This window comes from Nocardiopsis sp. CA-288880 (assembly GCF_050955985.1).
Taxonomy (GTDB): domain Bacteria; phylum Actinomycetota; class Actinomycetes; order Streptosporangiales; family Streptosporangiaceae; genus Nocardiopsis; species Nocardiopsis tropica.
In genome coordinates this window covers 7,201,369-7,218,687 of sequence record NZ_CP192105.1, presented here as the reverse complement: position 1 = coordinate 7,218,687, position 17,319 = coordinate 7,201,369, and the positions used below count along the sequence as shown (strand labels likewise).

The window sequence follows — 17,319 nt, the reverse complement described above, 5'->3', positions numbered from 1 at the left end:
CGGGCGGGGCCGTGGCGGTCCCCGCCCGCCTGTCCACCCCTTCGGGGACGGGGCCCGGTGACCCGGTCGTCAGTGTCTGCAGGTCGGAAACCCCGCCGGTCTACGACCCGGTGTCAGCGGTGTCGTCCCTGAAGTCCTGTCTTGCCGGGGAACCCCGCCCGGGGGCGGGCGTCACCACTCCCTGCATGCAGGAGGTCAAGGATCAGACGAGCCGCGGCATCCGGCGTCACCGGGTCCATGTCGTCCACGGCCCCCCGACGGACCACCTCCGCTACGAGATGGAGTGGGGGTACACCTCCACCTCCCGGGCCGGCGAGGAGATCCTCATCCTCGACACCGCCGAACGCGGTCGGCCCGAAGGGCTGCTCGACGAAGACTTCTGGTTCTTCGACGAGACCCATGCGGTCCGCAGGGCCTACCGGGTGACCGGGTGACCGGAGGTAGGGCAGGGCGGCTCCGCCCGGCGTGGTGGGGAGGCGCGAAAACCGGTGGCGGCGCGCGGCAGCGCTCGGCTAGTGTCCGGCCCGTGCCCGAATCGGTTGACGTGGCCGCCTAGCGGCGGCCGACCCCAGAGTCCTCCGCCGCATCAGCGACCACGCCGGTGCGGCCCTCCGTGCTGCCCCGGCTCCGTTCCTGAACGCCCGGAGCCTCCGACTTGTCCACACCACCCGCACGCGGCGGGGTAGTCCTCCTCGCCGTCCTCCTCTCCACCCTCACGTTCCCCCTGGCCATCACCGGCGCCTCGGTGGCGCTGCCCGCCGTCGGCGCCGAGCTCGGCGGCGGCCCGACCGCGCTCCAGTGGGTCGTCAACTCCTACAACGCGTGCTTCGCCGCGTTCCTCGTGGGCGCAGGGTCCGTGGCCGACGCGGTCGGCCGTCGGCGCGTCTACGCCGCGGGGGTCCTCCTCTTCTGCGCGGCCGGCCTGCTGTGCCTGTTCGCGCGGGACGTCGCCGTGCTGAACCTGTTCCGCGCGGTCGGCGGCGTCGGCGCCGCGGCGGCGGTCGCCGGGGGCGGGGCGATGCTCGCCGCGACCTTCGAGGGGCCCGCGCGTGCGCGGGCCTTCGGCCTCCTCGGCACGGTGCTGGGCGCGGGCACCGCCTTCGGTCCCGCCGTCGCCGGGCTGCTGGTGGACACCCTGGGCTGGCGGGCCGCGTTCGCCGCCCCGGCGGTGGTCGCCGGTCTCGCCCTGGCGCTGGTCCCGCTGATGCCCGCCGCGCGCGGCACCGGGAGGCCGGTCGACCGGCCTGGCGCGGTCCTGTTCACCTCGGCGCTGGCGGTCCTGATCGCCGCCCTGGTCGAGGGCCCCGCACGGGGCCTGCCGGTGGTGCTGGCGGGGCTCGCCGTGTCCGCCCTGCTGCTGGCCGCCTTCGTCCTGGTCGAACGGCGCAGCCCCGAACCCCTGGTCGACGTGGCGCTGCTCGGCAACCGGAGGTTCGTCGCGTACGCCCTGGCGGCGGCCGCGTTCATGGCGGTGCTCGTCCCCCTGCTCGTCTACCTGCCCTCGTACCTGATCGCGGTGGTGGGCCTGGGCGCGGCGCAGGCCGGACTGTGGCTGCTGATGCTCACGGGGCCGACGCTGTTCCTTCCTGCGCTGGGGGCGGAGCTGGCCGCCCGGCTGCCCCACACCGCGGTCGTGGTGGGAGCCCTGGTCCTGTGCGGAGCGGGCTCCGCAGGTCTGCTGGTGCTCGGCCCGGACGCCACGCCGTGGACGCTCCTGCTCCCGTTCCTGCTGATCGGGGTGGGTGTGGGTCTCACCAATGGCACCGTCGACGGCATGGCGATGGGGGCGGTGGGCGTCGAGCGGACCGGGGTCGCCGCCGGGGTGTTCAACGCGACCCGCATCACCGTGGAGACGGTCGCCCTCGCCTGCGCGGGAGCCGTCCTCGCGGCGCTCACCGGGGGCCGGCTGGAGGGCGGGGGGTTCACGGACGCGTTCCACGTCGTGGCCCTCGCCCTGGCGGGGGTCGCCGCTCTGGCGGCGGCGGGGGTCCTCGTCCTGGGCGGGCGCGGGGAGAAGGAACAGGAGAGGACCTGCCTCCCCTGACCGGCAGAGGAGCGGGGCCGCCGGACGGGCTCCCCGTCGGGCGGCCCCGCACCGGCGGGCCCGGACCCGGCTACGCGAGGTCCTCCTCGTCGGGCCGCGCCGAGTCGGGGCTGAGCGGGTCGTGCCCCACCGACATCAGGCGGCGCCGCCACTCGGGATCCTCGCGGTGCGGATCGGCCAGTTCCCGCCGGACGAGATCCGCCACCTCGCGCATCAGCTCGACGTCGGCCCCCGTCACGTCGACACGGCGCTTGGACAGCAGGTTCACGACCGCCTCGCCCCGCCGGGACACCGTGTGGCCGGGCTCCGGCCGGAAGCCCTCCTCGCCGGAGGCGTTGGTGAGCAGCCACTCGCGCAGCTCCTCACCGGTCATGTTCACCGCCGAGTGGAAGTCCTCCCACGCGTCGTCCACGGCCGGATCGTGCTCGGTCATCTTCTTCCTCCTCGCTCTCGGACATGTCCTGTCGGATCCGTTCACCGACCCCCGCGCCCCGCCCCGTCCCGCCTCCGGCCGGGACCGTCACCGGCCCCGGCCCCGCTCCCGCGGCTCCGGCCGTGCCGGACGCCCCGCGCCCCGGCCGCCGTGCCGGGCGCACCCCTCACCGCCGGAGCCGGCGGGACGCGTAGACCGCGGCCCCCGCCGCCAGCGCGGCGGCGCCGGCCAGGGCCGCGGGCCGGCGCCTGCGGTTCAGCTCGTCGAGGGGGCTGACGCTGTACGCCTCGTCGTCGAACTCCCCGTGCGCGCCGAAGTCCTGCACGTCGTCCACGGGCTCGAACAGGTTGTCCCGTTCGGGCGCGGGCTCGTCCCGCACCTGGCTGTCCCTGCCGGAGAGGCCCAGCTGGAGGTCGAGCGCCCTCGGGGCGAGACGCTGCGCCAGCACGGTGCCCACGGTCGACGCGCCCACCCAGTACCGGCGGCGCCGGGGGTGCTCGGCGGCCCACACGATCGCGCGCGCCGCCACCTCCGGCTGGTAGACCGGCGGCACGGGCCTGGTCCGCGCCCCCATCCGCGAGCGGACCCACGAGAACTGCGGGGTGTTGACCGCCGGCAGGTGGACCTCCGTCAACCTGATCCGCGACCGGGCGCGCACCAGCTCGGCGCGCACGGAGTCGGTGAACCCGCGCACCGCGTGCTTGGCCCCGCAGTACGCGGCCTGGAAGGGGATGCCCCGGTAGGCCAGGGCCGACCCGACCTGCACGACCACGCCCCGGTTCCGGGGCGCCATCAGCTCCAGCGCGGCCCGCGTGCCGTGGACGTAGCCGTGGTAGCAGACGTCGGTGACCCGGCGGTACTCCTCGGGCTCCACCTCCCCGAAGGGGGCGATGACCGAGGCGAAGGCCGCGTTCACCCACACGTCCACCGGGCCGAGCGCGGCCTCGATCCGGCCCGCCGCCTCGCGCACCGCCGCGGCGTCCGCGACGTCCGTGCGGACGGACAGCGCGGGGACCCCGGCCTCGCGCGCCTCCCGCTCGGCGGCGGCCAGCCCCTTCGCGCCGCGCGCGAGGAGGGCCACCGCGTAGCCCCGCCGGGCGAACTCCCGCGCGGTCGCCCGGCCGACGCCCGCGCTGGCGCCGCTGACGACGGCCACCCGGCGCCCCCCGTTCCCGGTCTCCATACCGACCTCCGTCACGAACTCGGGTCCTTCCCCCTGCGCTACCCGGGGCCGTGGTTCCTTATGTGCACCCCAGGGCGCTGAAGTGTCGTTTCGTCCCGTCCCTCCCAGGGCAGGCGGAGAGGAAGCGCTCGCGGGAGGACCACGGGGGAGGGGCCGATGGGGCAGGGGACGACGGGCATCGGGGACCACGGCTTCCTCTCGGACTGCCACACCGCGGCGCTCACCACACCGGACTGCACGGTCACGTGGCTGTGCGCGCCGAGGTTCGACGGGCCCGCGTTCCTGTCCGGGATCCTCGACCCGGACCGCGGCGGGGAGTGGACCCTGGAGGTCCAGGGGGCGCGCCCGGCGGACCGCGCCTACGTGGACGAGACACTCGTCCTGGAGACCCTGTGGCGGGGCGACGGGGTGGAGGTCGCGGTCCGCGACCTGCTCGCGGTCCGGACCCCCGGTGGGAAGGAGGGCCTGTACCGCGAGGGCGTCCTCGTGAGGCTCGTCGAGTGCAGGTCGGGCACCACCTCCGTGCGCTCCCGGCTGCGCGCCCGTCCCGACTTCGGACGCTCGGAGCCGCGGTGGGAGAGCGCGGGCGGGGGCCTGAGGGAGGCGTCGGGCCCGCTGCTGTCGGGCGCTCCCGGCCCAGGCCTCACCGGGGACGGGGACCCCGAGTTCCTGGTGGAGCTCTCCGAGGGGGACACCGCGGTCTTCGCGCTGGACTACCTCCACGGCGAGCGCCGCGTCGACCTGGGCGAGGGCCGCGCCCTGCTCCGGGGGACGGTGGACGCGTGGCGGGCGTGGTCGGCGCGGACCGACTACGACGGTGCGGGGGCCACCCACGTGCGCCGCAGCGCGCTCACCCTGCGCGGGCTGCTCCACGAGGAGAGCGGAGCCCTGATCGCCGCGCCCACCACCTCCCTGCCCGAGTGGCCGGGAGGGACCAGGAACTGGGACTACCGCTACGTGTGGCACCGCGACGCGGCCCTCGTGGTGCTGGCCTTCCTCCGCCTCGGGCACGAGGCCGAGGCGGGGAGCTACCTGAGCTTCCTGCTGCGGGTGTGCGGCCGCCCGAAGGGCTGGCTCCCGCCCGTGGAGACGGTGGACGAGGAACCGCCCCCCGAGGAGGAGGTCCTGGACCACCTGTCCGGGTACGGCGGAGCGCGGCCGGTCCGGACCGGCAACGCGGCGTACTCGCAGCACCAGCTGGACGTGTACGGGCACATCCTCGACGCGGCCCTCTCCTACGAGGACGCCACCGGGAGCCTGCCGCCGGACGAGCTGGCCCGGCTCGCCACCGTGGTCGAGTCGGCGCGCGAGCTGTGGCGGGAGCCGGACGAGGGCATGTGGGAGGTCAGGTCGGACCCCCGGCACTGGACCAGCTCCAAGGTCTACGCCTGGGTGTGCCTCGACCGGGCGGTCCAGCTCGCGGAGATGACCGGCGGGGAGGACCAGGTGCCGCTGGACGCATGGCGCGAGGAGGCCCGCGCGATCCACCGGGACGTCCTCGACCACGGCTACGACCCGTCCACCGGCTCCTTCGTCCAGTCCTACGGCGCGGCCAACGTGGACGGCTCGCTGCTGCGGATCCCGCTCCTGGGCTTCCTCGACGGCACCGACCCGCGTGTGCTCCGCACCCTGGAGCGCGTGGAGGCCGAACTGGGCGAGGGCGGCGGCCTGATCCGCAGGTACGACCCCGGGGAGACCGGCGACGGGATCGGCGCCCCGGAGGGCGCCTTCCTCCTCTGCTCGTTCGACATGGTGTCCGCGCTCGTCCTCGCCGGGCGGACCGACGAGGCGAGGGAGAGGTTCGAGCGGTTGTGCGGGAGCGGGGGCGAACTGGGACTCCTGGCCGAGGAGATGACCGCGGACGGCACCCAGCTGGGCAACTTCCCCCAGGCCTTCACGCACCTCGCGCTGATCGAGGCCGCCGTCAACGTCGACGGGGCGGCCGACAGGGAGGCGCTGCACGACTGGGCCCGCAACAGGTCCGGCAACGGAGGCGGAACGAGACGAAGGAGGAACAGGGACGATGACTGACGACACCTCCGGCGCGGAGAGCGTCAAGGAGACCGTCCGGCAGGAGGCGGAGGCCTACCGCGGGGGCAGCGACCAGCCGCTCGTCGGCTACGCCGCGGTGGCGTCCGGCTACGCGGCCCTCGTGGCGGCGGGGGCGCTCGTCGCGCGCCGCTCCCGCAGGAGCGGGGCCGCCGCCTCGGTGGGGCCCTGGGACCTGGCGCTGATGGGGCTCACCACCCACAAGCTGTCGCGGCTGCTGGCCAAGGACCCGGTGACCAGCCCGCTGCGGTCGTTCTTCACGCGCTTCCGGGGGGCGTCCGCCCCGGCCGAGCTCGACGAGGAGGTGCGCGGCGAGGGCGGGCGCAAGGCGGTCGGCGAGCTGGTCACCTGCCCCTTCTGCCTGGCCCAGTGGGTGGCCACCGGCTACGCCTTCGGGCTGGTGTTCGCGCCCTCCCTCACCCGGAGCGCGGGGGCGGTGTTCAGCGCCGTGGCGGTGTCCGACTGGCTGCAACTCGCCTACGTGCGCCTCCAGAAGGCGCAGGAGTAGGGCCCGGCCGACTCCCCCGACCGGGCCCGGCCCGCGCGCTCAGGCGCCGCGGCGGCGGTCCTCCGGTCCGGTCCCCCCGGCGCCGGAGCCGTCCCCGCGGGGCTCCCCGCCCGGCCCCCCGTCCCCGTCCGGGCCGTCGGGGCCGGCGATGCCCGCCTCGGGGGGCGCGCCGACGACGAACCCGAAGACGACGTGGTCGATCAGCAGCGCCCACCGCTCGCGCGGCCTGGACCCGTGCGCGTGGGCCAGGCCCAGCACCGGTGCGACGGCCGCCTCGAACAGGCCCCAGACCGCGACGCCGTACACCGGCCCGGTCAGCCGCGAACGGCGCAGCCGGGCGGGCAGGAGGGCGAACGCCGCCCCCGCCGTCGCGCCGTACCCCCAGTGGGCCAGTTCCACGGCGGCCGACCTGCGGTGCTCGGGCACGCTCTCCAGCAGGAGGGGCACGCCCTCCTTGAGGACGGCGTCGGGCGGAGTCCTCTCGATGGCCCCCACACCGACCGCCACCTGCCGCATCCCGCTCATGGCCATCGCGCCCACGACCCCCCGCAGAGCCCCCCGGAACCAGGGGCGGCGGGGAGGAGCACCGGTGTCGTCGACCATTGCTGCCTCCCAGTTCCTCGGTGCCTTCCGGTTCCCACCCCCTAGCCGTTCCACGGCCGTCCACACGTCGGGACGCGAATCCGTCGCACCGGCCGGCGCGCCGGGGCCGACGCGCGCCGTGCGCCCCGTCCGGGTGCTGGACCGGCCCTCCCCGCCGCCGTAGCCTCGACCCACGGGCAAGGCGAGCAGCGAGGAGTCCCGCCACATGGCGACCACAGCGCCGGACCGGCGTCCCGCGTCCCTGGCCGCGATCGAGGCCGACACCGAGGCCATCGGCTTCACGATGTCCTGCGAGGAGGGCGTCGGCCGCCTGCTCCGGGCCCTGGCGGCGTCCAAGCCCGGAGGGCGGTTGCTCGAACTGGGCACCGGCACCGGAGCGGGTACCGCGTGGCTGCTCGCCGGGATGGACCGGGAGTCCGCCCTCGAGACCGTCGACAACGACCCCGCGTGCCTCGGCGTGGCCCGCCGCCACCACACCGTGGACCCGCGCGTGACGGTCTACGAGGCCGACGGCGGCGCGTGGCTGGCCGACCGGGCGGACGACGCCCGCCCCGGCTACGACCTGGTGTTCGCGGACACGTGGCCGGGCAAGTTCACCCACCTGGACGAGGCGCTCTCGCTCGTGGACCGGGGCGGCTTCTACGTCGTCGCCGACCTCGCCCGGCACGCGGAGGGCACGGACTCCGAGGGCCACCGGCTGGAGGTGGAGGGGCTGATCGGCGACCTGGAGTCGCGTTCGGGCTGGGAGCGGATCCCGCTGCTCGGCTGGTCCTGCGGGGTGCTCGTGATGGTCCGCCGCTGAGGCGTGTCCGGCGAGGAACCGGCCCCCGGGCGGGCGGCGCCCCCTACGGTGGGCGGGACACCCGCCCTCTCCTGTCTGGAGCACCGACCTTGAGCCCACGTTTCCAGGAACTCGACCACCGGCCCACCCCGATGGGGGTGATCAGCCTGCGCCGCCGCTGGGACCCCCTCGTGGGCGACGACGTCTACGAGATCAAGCTCGACGACGACTTCCTGATGTCCAGCGCCTTCACCGCCGCGGAGGTGGAGGTGGCCCGCCTCGCCCTGGCCGAACTGCGCGCGGGCCCCGGCGCGGAGCCGCCGGACGGGTACGACGTGGTCGTGGGCGGGCTCGGGCTCGGCCACACCGCCCTCACCGTGCTCGACGACCCCGGTGTGCGCTCGCTCCTGGTGGTGGAGGCGCTGGGCGAGGTGGTCGACTGGCACCGGGAGGGGCTCGTCCCGGCGGGGGCCGTGCTGTCCGCCGACCCCCGCTGCCGGCTGGTGCGCGGCGACTTCCTCGCACGGGCCCTGGACCCGGAGGGGCTGGACCCGGAGGCCCCGGGCAGCCGGTTCCACGCGGTCGTGGTCGACATCGACCACTCGCCCCGACACCTGCTCCACCCGTCCCACGCACCCTTCTACGAGCCGGAGGGGGTGCGCCGCCTCGCCGGGAGCCTGCACCCCGGCGGGGTGTTCGCGCTCTGGTCCAACGACCCGCCGGACGCCGACTACGAAGACGTCCTGCGGCTCGCCTTCGGCGGGGTGCGCAGCGAGGTGGTGACCTTCGCCAGCCCCTACCAGGAGGCGCCCGCGTCGAACACCGTCTACCTGGGGACCGCCCCCGGGGCCTGAGCCGCGAGGACGGGACGCCGTGGGGCCCGCGACGTGTCGGAAGCGCCGGAGGGGGAAGCGACGGGGACAGCGGGGAACGGCCCGCGGCGGTACGGCTCCGCGGGGCCGGGGCACGGGAACGGGTCCCTCCCCGGCGGCGGACGAGGACAGGAGGGGACAGGGTGGCGCAGCGGCATCGGACGGGACCCGGGGGGCGTTGGCGCCGGTGGGTGCGCAGGGTCTTCGAGCGGCGGGGACACGAGCGCGAGACCGCCGTCCTCATCCTCAAGTGCGCCGTGGCCGCGACCCTCGCCCTGGGGGTGGGCACCCTGCTGATGGACACGCAGCAGATCGGGTTCGCGCCGTTCTCCGCCCTCCTGGTCGTGCGCCCCAGCGTCTACGGGTCGGTGCTCCAGTCCGGCCGCTACGTGGCCGCGGTCGTGGCGGGCGCGCTGATCGCGGGCCTGGGCGGCCTCACGGTCGGACCCGAGCTGTGGATCTTCGCCCTGCTCGTCCTGTTCGCCCTCGTCCTGGGCCAGGCCGCCGTCTTCGGCTCGCAGGGCTCCCAGATCCCCGTCGTCGCGGCGTTCGCCCTGGCCGGGGGCACGGCGGCCAGTCCGGGCGACCTCGGCTCGCTCCTGGCCATGGTCATGGTGGGCGCGGGCGCGGCCGTGGTCACGAACACGGTCCTCGCTCCCGCCATCCGCTTCCGCGACGCCGAGAACGCGGTGCTCGACTTCGCCGACGGCCTGCGCCAGCTGTCGGGCGAGATGGCCGAGGGGCTCGGGCGGGGGAACGACGGCCTGGCCGACCTCGACCACTGGGCGCGCGTCGCGGACGGGTTCGACGACACCGCGCGCAACGCGCGGTCCGCGGTCGCCGAGCAGGAGGAGCGGGCGCGCCTCAACCCGCGCAGGCTCCTGGGCGGTCGGGGTCCCCAGGGCGACCCGGACGCGTACCGGGCCTGGATCTCCGCCCTGGGCCGGTCCTCGCGGCACCTCCAGTCGGTCGTGCGCACCCTGAGGTACTCGACCGGCTCCGGGTCGAGGTTCCCCGAACCGGACGACGCCTTCCTGCGGAGGCTCGCGCCGCTCATGGACGGCGCGGCCGACGCGTTCCGGGCGGTCCGCGACGCCGAGGAACCGGAGCGCTCCTCCGTCTCCGCCGACCTGCGCACCTGCCTGGACGCCGGCGCGAGCGGGGTGGAGCGGGCGCGGCAGGAGCTCGGCGAGGACCGGGACCGGGACCGCTGGCCCGTGTACAGCGCACTGCTCACCGACCTCGACCGCCTGTTCGAGGAACTCCGCGAGGGGCACGAGAACAGCGCGCGCGACCGCGGGTGAGGAACCGGGCGTACACGGGCCGTCACGGGGAAGGGAGCGGACATGGTGCACACATCGACCGCGAGACCCGCGTTGCGTACCCTCTCCGCCCTCGGCGCCCTCCTCCTGCTCTCCGCCTGCGGCACCCCCGAGGGCGTGACCACCGGAACCGGTGAGACCGACCCCGGGACGACCGCGTCCGAGCCCGGACAGCCCGAGGACGTCGCCACCGGCCTGGAGGTGCCGTGGGGCGTCGCGTTCCTCCCCGACGGCTCGGCGCTGGTCGCCCAGCGCGACTCCGCCGACGTCGTCCGCGTGGCGGACGACGGCTCCGTCACCGGCGCCGGGACCGTCCCCGGGGTGTCCCCGTCCGGGGAGGGCGGCCTGCTGGGACTGGCCGTCGACCCCGGTTTCCCCGAGGAGCCCTACGTGTACGCCTACTACACGACGGACTCCGACAACCGGATCAGCCGGATGGAGTACGACCCGGACGGAGGCGGTCTGGGAGAGCCGGAGACGGTCCTCGACGGGATCCCCTCGGCGTCCACCCACAACGGCGGCCGGATCGAATTCGGCCCCGACGGCCTCCTCTACGCGGGGACCGGCGATGCCGGGGACCCGCGGAACTCCCAGGACACCGGCTCCCTCGGGGGCAAGGTCCTGCGCCTCACCCCGGACGGGGAGCCCGCCCCGGACAACCCGTTCGGCAACTACACGTACAGCTACGGGCACCGCAACGTGCAGGGCCTGGCCTGGGACGGGGACGGGAGCCTCTACGCCACCGAGTTCGGCCAGAACCGGCTGGACGAGGTCAACCTGATCGAGCCGGGCGACAACTACGGGTGGCCCGAGGTGGAGGGGCCCGGCGGCGGGGACGAGTACGTCGACCCGCTGGTCACGTGGACCACCGCGGAGGCCTCCCCGAGCGGCGCCGCCTTCGTGGGCGGCTCCCTGTGGGTGGCGGGCCTGCGCGGCGAGCGGCTCTGGGAGGTGCCGCTCACCGGTGGCGGCGGAGCGGGCGAGCCGGTCGCCCACCTGGAGGGGGAGTACGGCCGACTGCGCACGGTGGTGGCCGTCCCCGGCGGGGACGGGCTGTGGCTGGGCACCAGCAACCTGGACGGCCGGGGCGAACCGCGCGACGGCGACGACCGGATCCTGCGGCTGCCCCTGGAGTAGGCGGTCCGGGGACGCGCGGCTCCCGCCGGCCCGGGCGGGGAAGCCGCCCCGGCGGCGGGGCCTTCCCCGGACCTCCCGGGGGGAGGATGTCGGACGGGGCCCCACGCTCTCCTGAGGGGCCCCGTCCTCCCGGATGGATCTGTGGCCGGTCCGGGCCCGGTCACCGGGTCCCGGACCGGGCGGCTACCGGAGCTGTTCGACGGCGAACGCGGACACCCACGCCAGCGTCGAGTTCCAGTTGACGGTCAGCTCGTTGGTGGCGTACGAGCCGATGTCGTCGATGTAGCAGAACTGGGGGGCGCACCCCGCCAGGTCGGCCTCGGTCACCGGGTCCCAGGTGGCCGTGTCCGAGTTGGGCCCTCCGGCGAGCGAGCCGGGGGGCGGGGCGGGCAGCGACGGGTCGAGCTGGTGGGCGTACCAGCGGCTGTGCTGGTTGACCGCGTCGTTGGAGCCGTGCCCGGTGACGTAGGACTGGTTGAGGGCGTTGCGGCCCAGCACGTAGTCCATCCCCTCCAGGACCGCGTCCCGGAAGGCCGCGTCCCCGCTGACGTCGTAGGCGGTCGACAGCACCACCAGGTTGTTCAGCACGAGGTTGTTGGAGCCCCAGGCGAAGACCCCGTCCTCGGGCGCGTAGGACAGGCCGTACGGGTGGGACCCGACGTTGTCCAGGTACTGCCCGGCGCCCTCGACCAGCGCGTCCCGGGCCCCGTCGGACAGGTCGTTGGGCACCGAGGCCAGCTGGAGGACCCCCAGCGGCGCCGTGTAGCGCCAGTCGAACCCGCCGGGTCCGAACACCGCGGGGTCGGCGTGCAGGTCGGACGAGGTGACGGCGTCCTCGTACCCGCCGTCGCCCGTGGCCAGGTACAGCTCCGCGGCCGCCCAGTAGAACTCGTCGGAGACGTCGGTGTCGTCGTAGGGGCCGCCGCCCTCGCCGGTCGCGGGGGCGTACTCCTCGGGGTGGGCCGTGGCGGCGGCCCAGGCGGTCTCCGCCGACTCCAGGCAGGAGGCGGCGAACTCCGCGTCGTAGGGCTCGAAGACCCGGGAGCACTGGGCCGCGGTCGCCGCGAGGTTGAGGGTGGCGGCCGTCGACGGCGGGTGCAGGTAACGGGGCTGGGGGTCGTCGGCGGGCAGCATCGGGATCGCCGTCCACGCCGCGTCGTGGACCTTGTGGTGGGCCATGCCGGCCAGGGGTTCTCCCCCGGGCACCTGCATGGCCATCAGGAACTCCATCTCCCAGCGGGCCTCGTCCAGGACGTCGGGGACGCCGTTGTCCCGCTCGGGCAGGCGCAGGGTGGAGTCGCCCGCGCGTTCGGGGTTGCCGGTCGGCGCGTGCAGGGCGCGCTCGTGGACGCTCATCAGCTGGTGGACGGAGATGCCGCCGTTGACCACGTACTTGCCGTGGTCGCCCGCGTCGTACCAGCCGCCGGACACGTCCAGTGTGTAGTCGCAGGGGGTCGCGGGGTGGCAGGGGACCTCGGTGTCGCCCTGGTTGGGCGCGACGCCGACGTGTCCGGCCTCGCGTCCGTAGCCGGGGGCGACCGCGTCCGAGATCCCGATGCCGCTGCGCTGGGGGTAGTAGAAGGACAGGGCGTCCGCGGCCAGGTCCTCGTAGAGGTCGGCGGAGACGGCGAAGGGATGGCTCGTCTCGCCGTCGGCGGTCAGCGTGTACCCCTCACCGGGCTCGGTGAAGCCGCTGAAGTCGACGGTGTGGACGCTCTGGCCGGACGAGGCGTCGGGGCCGTGGGGGACGGTGTCGCCGTCGGCGACGACCGCGCCGTCCGCGTCGGCCAGCGTCCAGGGGAGGGGGTCGGCGGCGTCGGTGACGACGGTGGCGTTCTTGGGGCCCTCGGGCAGGTAGCCGAGCTGGTTGACGCGCACGCGCGGGCCGGTGTCGGGCACGTACACGGGGGGTTCGGCGCCGTCGAGCAGGGACACGTCGTCCAGGCAGAGCGTCCAGGGCTCGGCCGCGCCGCCGACCTGGAAGGCCACCTGGGCGTCGTCGCGGTCCTCGTCCGCCGTGAAGACGAACGCGTGGGCGGCGGCCTCCTCGGTGAGGAACGCGCGTTCGTCGAGTTCGGTGCGCCAGGGGTCGACGGGTTCCTGGACGAGCGCGCGGACGGGTCGCGACCCGTCCCCGGAGGCGGTGAAGGAGAAGGTGTAGGACTCGCCCGCACGCAGGGGGACGCCGTCCTGGCCGATGATCACGTCCCACGGATCGGCGGTTCCGCCGGGGATGTCGGCGCACAGCCGTCCGTCCTCCGTGACCTCGGGCGCGATGGAGGGGCTGCCCCACCATCCGGTGGCGCCGTCGTCGAAGCCTCCGTTGACGATGTGTTCGGTGGGTTCCTCGTCGGCCTGAACGGGGGAGGCCGCGAGGAGGGTCGCCGAGAGCGCCAAGGCGGCGCCGAGGGCCGGTGCAGCGTTTCTTCGTACCGGTCTCACTGTGGGGGTCCTTCCGCCGGGGGTAAGCGGTCGACACGTCTGGGAGCGCTCCCAAATTCATTGTTGTGTCGTGGGTCACTGCTGTCAATGGGGGTAAACGACACCGGAGGGCGCGGTCTCCCCGCCGCGCCGGAGGGAGCCCTCCGGCGCGGCGGGCGACCCGCTGGGACTCAGCCCCCGGCCCCGGACGCCTGCGCCCCCGCCCGCTCCACGCCGGCGGCGGAGCCCCCGGCCCCGGCCGGCCCGCCTTCGCGACCCAGCGCCCACAGGGCCAGGGCCGCGCCCAGCAGAACCAGGACCAGCGCCGCCGCGGCCAGCGCGACGGCCGGCCCCGTCACGGACCGCTTCCGCTCGGGAGGCGGAGGGGGACCGCCGGAACCGGTCAGCGCGCGGGCCAGGCCCGCCGCGTCCGGGCGGTCCTCCGCCAGCGGCACCAGCGCGGCCGAGACCGGGCCGGCCAGGTCCCGGGGCACCCCGAACAGGTCGGGGCGTCCGTTCTCGTGCCGGTGCGCCACCGCGTCCGGGTCGCCGGTGCCGAACGGAGCCCTGCCGGTCGCGGCGAAGGCCACCACCGACCCCCAGGAGAACATGTCGATCGAGGAGGACAGGCGGCCGGTGAAGCACTCCGGGTCGACCCAGCCCGCCGAGTCGGCCGCGGCCACGTGCGCCTCGAAACCGGTCAGTACCGGGCCGTCCGGCCCTAGGACCACGCCGGCCGGGGTCAGGTTCGGGTAGACGGCCCCGGCGGCGTGGACGTCGGCCAGCGCCGCCGCGATGCCGGCGGCGAGTTCGCGGACCTGGCCGCCGGGCATCGGCCCGTGCGTGGCGACCATGTCGCGCACGGTCGGCCCGGGGACGTACGCGGTCGCGAACCACGGGCGCGGGGCGGAGCCGTCGGCGGCGAGCAACGGGGCCACACGGGGTGAGCGCACCCGCTGGACCAGGCCGACGTGGTGGGCGAACCGGGACCGGAAGCCGGGGACGGCCACGTGCTCCTCGCGGACCACGGTGAGCGCGGCCCAGCCGCCGTGCCCGTCCGGGGCGGCGTAGGTGACGCCGGAGCCCCCGGTGTTCATCCGGCCGTGCAGGGGATACGGGCCGACCTGTGCGGGGTCGCCGGCCACGAGCGGGGTCGTCGGGGGAGTCTCGTTCACGGGTCCTCCGGCGGGCCCCGGCTCACGGGCCGTCCGGGTCCGCCTGTCGTCCGGATGCGTTCGGGGACAGTATGGCGCGAACCGGACGAAGGCCGTGACCGGGCCTCCCCGGGACCCCTCCGGTCCCGGGGAGGCCCGGGGGAGTCACTCCCCGGCGGGGAGCAGGCCCCGTGCGACCACGGTGTCGGTCAGGGCGCGGCGGATCTCCTCGGCGTCACCGGCGTGGCCCCGGTGCCCCGTGGCGGCGAGCACCTGGTCGCGGATCGCCGCGACCACGGCGTCCCCGCGCAGCACCTCGGCCAGCGGGGCCGCCTCGACCGCCTCCTTCCACTGGCGCAGCGCGTCCAGCCGGCCGTGGTCGACGGACTCGCGGGTGAGGTGGAACAGGGCGTCGATGTTGCGCTGGTAGGCGTCCGCGTCCAGGAGGTCGACGTCGAGGACCTCGACCGGGTTGTTGCCGCCCTCGCCGTCGGGGCGCAGGTGGTAGACCCGCCAGCGGCGGCCGTTGGTGAGGATCACCCACTCGGCGCCCTCGTCCGCCGCCAGGCGCCGCGACATCTGGATGTTGCGCTGGTCGAGCTCCTGGCCGATCCGCCGCACCTCGACGGGGGCGAACAGCTTGCCCTCCAGCATGATCGCGTAGTCGATCGAGTCGCCGCTCGTGCGGTACTCGGTGGTCATGTCCTGGTACTTGCTGAAATTCAGTCCGACACTGAAGAAGTCGGCGACGAGCATGCGGGTGTCGCCGTCGTTGGCGTCGCGCTCCAGCAGGTCGGCCAGGGGGCCGGAGAGGCGGTCCACCGCCGCGGCGACCCGACCGCGGACCGGGGTCTCCCAGCTCACGGTGGTGGTGAACTCGCCGGTCCTGGTCATGACCTGGGTGTCGTCAGCGTCCATGAACGTCCGTTCCCGTCTGTGGTGAAAGCCCTGTCGCACGGCTTTCTCCGGGACCGGGGGAGCACGCGGACAAGGGGGAGAATCCGGCCCCGATGGTACAGCTCACGGGGCCGTCCGCGGGCCGCGGGTTCGCCTTGCCACCGGCGGAACCGGGGGCCGGAACGCCTTCCGCCGACCCCCTCGCGCCGGGCGCCCGCCGTCGGCCCGCCCGTCCGGCCGCGCGCCGCCGGGCACGCGCCGGGCGCGACCGCGGCCGGGCGCCTCAGAGGCCCCCGGAGACGCGCAGCACCGTGCCCGTCGCATAGGCGGCCTCGGGGGACAGCAGCCACGAGACCGCGGCGGCGATCTCGAAGTCCTGCCCGGGCCGGCCCAGGGGGATGCGCGTGGCGGCGGCCTTGGCCGGGCGGTCGGGGTCGCCCATCGCCGCGTGCATGCCGGTCTCGATCACGCCGGGCGCCACGGCGTTGACGCGGACCCCGTCGGGGCCCAGCTCCTTCGACAGGCCCACGGTGAGGGCGTCCACCGCGGCCTTGGTCGCGGCGTAGTGCACGTACTCGCCGGGGCTGCCGAGCGTGGCGGCCGCGGAGGACACGTTGACGATGGAACCCGAGCCGTGCGCGGCCATGTCCCGGGCGGCCCGGCGGCAGCACAGCAGGTAGCCGAGCAGGTTGACGTCGACCACCCTGCGCAGGACGTCGACCGAGGCGTCCGCGAGCCTGCCCAGCGGGCCGGTGACACCGGCGTTGTTGACCAGGCCGGTGACCCGCCCCAGCGGGGCGGCCGAGTCGAAGAGCCGCTCGACGTCCTCCTCCGAGGAGGTGTCCGCGCGCACGGTGACGCAGCGCGCGCCGGCCTCCCGCACCGCGGCCGCGGTCCGGGCGGCCGCCCCCTCGTCGCTCGCGTAGCCCAGTACCAGGTCGTGGCCGTCGGAGGCCAGCCGGACGCAGGTGGCGGCGCCGATGCCCCGGCTGCCGCCGGTGACGACTGTGAGCGGACGTGACACGGTTACCCCCTGCGCGGACTGCCTCGACGGACCTCCAGTGTCCACCGCGGCGCCCGTGCCCCCGCCGTCGCCCCCGGTCACGGGGGTGGCCGGGGCCGCCCCCCTGTGCGGCGTTCCCGTGGATCCACGCGGCGCGGACCGCGTACCGTCGAGGGCGCAAGGGGCCGCCCCGACCGCGCCGAGGGGCGCGAGGGGCGGCGGACGGGACGCGGCGGGCCGGTCGGCGCCGACGCCGTGGAGAGGACATCCGAGATGCCGGAGAAACCGGGGAAGGCGCGGTTCGCCGCCACGGAGAGCGGCGCGCTGGTGTGCGAGGACGGGCTGGTGCGGCCGCCCTGGGCGGCGGCGGACCCGCTGCTGCGCGACTACTACGACACCGAGTGGGGGATGCCCGTCCGCGACGAGCGCGGCGTCTTCGAGCGGATCAGCCTGGAGGCGTTCCAGGCGGGACTCTCCTGGGCCACCATCCTGCGCAAGAGGCCGGCCTTCCGCACCGCCTTCGACGGCTTCGACCCCGACACCGTGGCCGGGTACGGCGAGGAGGACGTGGCGAGGCTGATGGGGGACGCCTCCATCGTGCGCAACGAGAGGAAGATCCGCGCCACGGTCCGCAACGCGCGGGCCGCGGTCGCCCTGCGCGGCGAGGGAGGGCTGGTCGACCTGGTGTGGTCCTTCCGGCCCGAGCGGACCCCGGCCCCCGCGCGGGTCGAGGACATCCCCACCGAGTCGCCGGAGTCGGCCGCCCTCGCCGGCGCCCTGCGCCGCGCGGGGTTCACCTTCACCGGCCCGACGACCGTGTTCGCCCTCATGGAGGCGATCGGCATGGTCGACACCCACCTGGTGGACAGCCACCGCAGGGGGACCTCGGGGGTCTGGGCGCGTTCCTGATCC

16 protein-coding genes are annotated in these 17,319 nt (G+C 75.5%); 9 read left to right on the top strand and 7 right to left on the bottom strand.

Annotation, left to right across the window (positions count from 1 at the left end):
- The first annotated feature begins 11 nt into the window (after positions 1 to 11).
- Positions 12 to 434: a DUF6879 family protein gene (locus ACQPYD_RS31185; RefSeq protein ID WP_433698948.1), complete on the top strand. Its 423-nt coding sequence runs from the start codon at positions 12 to 14 to the stop codon at positions 432 to 434.
- A 221-nt stretch (positions 435 to 655) separates the two neighbouring features.
- A complete protein-coding gene (locus ACQPYD_RS31180) occupies positions 656 to 2,044 on the top strand; it encodes an MFS transporter (protein ID WP_433698947.1) in 1,389 nt (462 codons plus the stop codon).
- 70 nt (positions 2,045 to 2,114) lie between these two features.
- Here ACQPYD_RS31180 and ACQPYD_RS31175 read toward each other — a convergent pair whose 3' ends face one another.
- Both ACQPYD_RS31175 and ACQPYD_RS31170 read right to left on the bottom strand, forming a co-directional pair.
- On the bottom strand, positions 2,115 to 2,477 hold the full coding sequence (locus ACQPYD_RS31175) for a DUF3140 domain-containing protein (protein WP_433698946.1): 363 nt from the start codon (positions 2,475 to 2,477) through the stop codon (positions 2,115 to 2,117).
- A gap of 166 nt (positions 2,478 to 2,643) precedes the next feature.
- The gene (locus ACQPYD_RS31170) at positions 2,644 to 3,660 is read right to left on the bottom strand and encodes an SDR family oxidoreductase (protein ID WP_433702184.1); all 1,017 of its coding nucleotides are present in this window, start codon (positions 3,658 to 3,660) and stop codon (positions 2,644 to 2,646) included.
- Between the two features lie 156 nt (positions 3,661 to 3,816).
- Here ACQPYD_RS31170 and ACQPYD_RS31165 point away from each other — a divergent pair, with 156 nt between their 5' ends.
- Together ACQPYD_RS31165 and ACQPYD_RS31160 are read left to right on the top strand one after the other, a co-directional pair.
- The gene (locus ACQPYD_RS31165; RefSeq protein ID WP_433698945.1) at positions 3,817 to 5,691 is read left to right on the top strand and encodes a glycoside hydrolase family 15 protein; all 1,875 of its coding nucleotides are present in this window, start codon (positions 3,817 to 3,819) and stop codon (positions 5,689 to 5,691) included.
- Positions 5,684 to 6,217, top strand: coding sequence for a DUF1360 domain-containing protein (locus ACQPYD_RS31160; protein ID WP_433698944.1), 534 nt, complete (start codon positions 5,684 to 5,686; stop codon positions 6,215 to 6,217). Before ACQPYD_RS31165 ends, ACQPYD_RS31160 begins: the two co-directional genes overlap by 8 nt.
- A gap of 39 nt (positions 6,218 to 6,256) precedes the next feature.
- On the opposite strand, the gene ACQPYD_RS31155 is transcribed toward ACQPYD_RS31160, so the two are convergent.
- On the bottom strand, positions 6,257 to 6,820 hold the full coding sequence (locus ACQPYD_RS31155; RefSeq protein ID WP_433698943.1) for a hypothetical protein: 564 nt from the start codon (positions 6,818 to 6,820) through the stop codon (positions 6,257 to 6,259).
- A gap of 205 nt (positions 6,821 to 7,025) precedes the next feature.
- Between ACQPYD_RS31155 and ACQPYD_RS31150 the strand changes: the two genes are divergently transcribed.
- From ACQPYD_RS31150 to ACQPYD_RS31135, 4 genes are all read left to right on the top strand, one after another.
- On the top strand, positions 7,026 to 7,622 hold the full coding sequence (locus ACQPYD_RS31150) for an O-methyltransferase (protein ID WP_433698942.1): 597 nt from the start codon (positions 7,026 to 7,028) through the stop codon (positions 7,620 to 7,622).
- An 89-nt stretch (positions 7,623 to 7,711) separates the two neighbouring features.
- Positions 7,712 to 8,455, top strand: coding sequence for a spermidine synthase (locus tag ACQPYD_RS31145; RefSeq protein WP_433698941.1), 744 nt, complete (start codon positions 7,712 to 7,714; stop codon positions 8,453 to 8,455).
- Between the two features lie 209 nt (positions 8,456 to 8,664).
- Positions 8,665 to 9,777 (top strand): FUSC family protein, encoded by a 1,113-nt coding sequence (locus ACQPYD_RS31140; RefSeq protein ID WP_433698940.1) that lies wholly within the window; start codon positions 8,665 to 8,667, stop codon positions 9,775 to 9,777.
- A gap of 42 nt (positions 9,778 to 9,819) precedes the next feature.
- Positions 9,820 to 10,932, top strand: coding sequence for a PQQ-dependent sugar dehydrogenase (locus ACQPYD_RS31135; RefSeq protein WP_433698939.1), 1,113 nt, complete (start codon positions 9,820 to 9,822; stop codon positions 10,930 to 10,932).
- A 183-nt stretch (positions 10,933 to 11,115) separates the two neighbouring features.
- Here ACQPYD_RS31135 and ACQPYD_RS31130 read toward each other — a convergent pair whose 3' ends face one another.
- From ACQPYD_RS31130 to ACQPYD_RS31115, 4 genes are all read right to left on the bottom strand, one after another.
- The gene (locus ACQPYD_RS31130) at positions 11,116 to 13,374 is read right to left on the bottom strand and encodes a glycoside hydrolase family 9 protein (RefSeq protein ID WP_433698938.1); all 2,259 of its coding nucleotides are present in this window, start codon (positions 13,372 to 13,374) and stop codon (positions 11,116 to 11,118) included.
- Positions 13,375 to 13,544: 170 nt separating this feature from the next.
- Positions 13,545 to 14,528 carry a hypothetical protein gene (locus tag ACQPYD_RS31125; RefSeq protein ID WP_433698937.1) on the bottom strand — a complete coding sequence of 328 codons (984 nt, stop codon included), beginning with the start codon at positions 14,526 to 14,528 and terminating at the stop codon, positions 13,545 to 13,547.
- 144 nt (positions 14,529 to 14,672) lie between these two features.
- A complete protein-coding gene (locus ACQPYD_RS31120; RefSeq protein WP_433698936.1) occupies positions 14,673 to 15,425 on the bottom strand; it encodes a hypothetical protein in 753 nt (250 codons plus the stop codon).
- Positions 15,426 to 15,687: 262 nt separating this feature from the next.
- Entirely contained in the window at positions 15,688 to 16,428 is a 741-nt protein-coding gene (locus tag ACQPYD_RS31115) for an SDR family NAD(P)-dependent oxidoreductase (RefSeq protein ID WP_433698935.1), read from the bottom strand.
- Between the two features lie 252 nt (positions 16,429 to 16,680).
- Here ACQPYD_RS31115 and ACQPYD_RS31110 point away from each other — a divergent pair, with 252 nt between their 5' ends.
- On the top strand, positions 16,681 to 17,316 hold the full coding sequence (locus ACQPYD_RS31110) for a DNA-3-methyladenine glycosylase I (protein WP_433698934.1): 636 nt from the start codon (positions 16,681 to 16,683) through the stop codon (positions 17,314 to 17,316).
- Positions 17,317 to 17,319 lie beyond the last annotated feature (3 nt).

Coding starts and splice junctions, on each gene's coding strand:
- ACQPYD_RS31175 (WP_433698946.1), bottom strand. CDS start 2,477: ATGACCGAGCACGATCCGGCCGTGGACGACGCGTGGGAGGACTTCCAC.
- ACQPYD_RS31170 (WP_433702184.1), bottom strand. CDS start 3,660: ATGGAGACCGGGAACGGGGGGCGCCGGGTGGCCGTCGTCAGCGGCGCC.
- ACQPYD_RS31165 (WP_433698945.1), top strand. CDS start 3,817: ATGGGGCAGGGGACGACGGGCATCGGGGACCACGGCTTCCTCTCGGAC.
- ACQPYD_RS31160 (WP_433698944.1), top strand. CDS start 5,684: ATGACTGACGACACCTCCGGCGCGGAGAGCGTCAAGGAGACCGTCCGG.
- ACQPYD_RS31155 (WP_433698943.1), bottom strand. CDS start 6,820: ATGGTCGACGACACCGGTGCTCCTCCCCGCCGCCCCTGGTTCCGGGGG.
- ACQPYD_RS31150 (WP_433698942.1), top strand. CDS start 7,026: ATGGCGACCACAGCGCCGGACCGGCGTCCCGCGTCCCTGGCCGCGATC.
- ACQPYD_RS31135 (WP_433698939.1), top strand. CDS start 9,820: ATGGTGCACACATCGACCGCGAGACCCGCGTTGCGTACCCTCTCCGCC.
- ACQPYD_RS31120 (WP_433698936.1), bottom strand. CDS start 15,425: ATGGACGCTGACGACACCCAGGTCATGACCAGGACCGGCGAGTTCACC.
- ACQPYD_RS31110 (WP_433698934.1), top strand. CDS start 16,681: ATGCCGGAGAAACCGGGGAAGGCGCGGTTCGCCGCCACGGAGAGCGGC.